Annotated in this window: 2 protein-coding genes; both read left to right on the forward strand. The window is 69.5% G+C overall.

The genetic code is table 11. The features are described 5' to 3' along the window. Positions 1-246, forward strand: a 246-nt coding sequence (locus tag ACFQGU_RS17710; protein WP_386769023.1) for a peptidylprolyl isomerase, incomplete at its 5' end; no start/stop codon positions are given. Next, the gene (locus tag ACFQGU_RS17715; RefSeq protein ID WP_386769024.1) at positions 233-1,147 is read left to right on the forward strand and encodes a rhomboid family intramembrane serine protease; all 915 of its coding nucleotides are present in this window, start codon (positions 233-235) and stop codon (positions 1,145-1,147) included. The genes ACFQGU_RS17710 and ACFQGU_RS17715, both read left to right, overlap by 14 nt. The last annotated feature ends 189 nt before the right edge of the window (positions 1,148-1,336 follow it).

Raw genomic sequence — 1,336 nt, forward strand, 5'->3', positions numbered from 1 at the left:
CGCTTCGACCGGCCCTACCTCCTTGCCATGGCGAACGCCGGCCCCGGCACCAACGGGTCGCAGTTCTTCATCACGGTGACGAGCACGCCGCACCTCAACATGAAGCACACGATCTTCGGCGAGGTGGCCGACGCCGAGAGCCGCGCGGTGGTCGACGCGATCGCCACCACGCAGACCGGTCGCATGGACCGTCCTGCCTCCGACGTCGTCATCGAGTCCGTAACGGTCGAGGATGTCGACGCCTGATCCGAGCTCGGCGCCGGGGGTGCCGGTCTGCTACCGGCACCCCGACCGCGAGACCTACATCCGCTGCGCGCACTGCAACCGGCCGATCTGCCCGGACTGCATGACGTCCGCGTCGGTCGGCTTCCAGTGCCCGGAGTGCATCGCCGAGGCCCGGGCCACCGCGCGCCCCACCCGCAGCAGGCTCGGCGCCAAGGTGCCGACCAAGCCGTACGTCACCTACTCGCTGATCGTCGCGTCCCTGATCGGCTTCGGTCTGCAGTACCTCGGCGGCTTCAACGCGATGATCTACGAGTTCGGCATGCTGCCGATCGCCATCGCCGACGGCAACGAGTACTACCGCCTGATCACCTCGATGTTCCTGCACGGCTCGCTGCTGCACATCGGCTTCAACATGCTCGTGCTGTGGTCGCTCGGGCCGTCGATCGAGAACCTCCTCGGGCACCTGCGCTACGCCACGCTGTACCTGGTCGCCGGGCTCGGCGGTTCGGTCGCGTCGTTCTGGTTCACCGGTGTCGTGACGCCGTCGATCGGCGCGAGCGGCGCGATCTACGGCCTGTTCGGTGCGTGGGTCGTGATCGGGCGCCGGCTCAACCTCGACCTCACCCAGGTGCTCGGCCTCATCGCGATCAACATCGTGATCGGGTTCATCGTGCCCAACGTCGACTGGCGGGCCCACCTCGGCGGCCTCGTGACCGGCGCCATCGTCGCGGCCGTCTTCGTCTACGCGCCCCGCAGCGGACGCACCGCGGTGCAGGTGGTCGGCGTGCTCGCGGTCCTCGGCGTCCTCGTCGTCGCAACCCTCGTGCGGGATGCCGCGATCATGGCCGACCCGGCCGTGCAGGCCGTCCTCGACCAGTACGGGCAGTTCTGGAAGAACCTCGACCCCGGGCTGGGCCAGTAGCCCGGTCGTACGGCTCGCAGCGCCCCACCCCGTGCCGGATCGGTACCGGCCTGGGTTAGCGTTCGGTAACAGCGCGGTCCCGACCCTGGGCCGCGACCGCGAGGAGGACCTGCCATGAGCCAGCGCGACGCCGTCATCGTCGAAGCCATCCGTACGCCGGTCGGCGTCGGCAAGCCGGGCAAGGGGGCC

Source organism: Longivirga aurantiaca, assembly GCF_042660085.1.
Lineage (GTDB): Bacteria > Actinomycetota > Actinomycetes > S36-B12 > CAIYMF01 > Longivirga > Longivirga aurantiaca.

Bases quoted from the DNA above. Each gene is read 5' to 3' on its own strand.
- ACFQGU_RS17715 (WP_386769024.1), top strand. From the start codon at position 233: ATGTCGACGCCTGATCCGAGCTCGGCGCCGGGGGTGCCGGTCTGCTAC.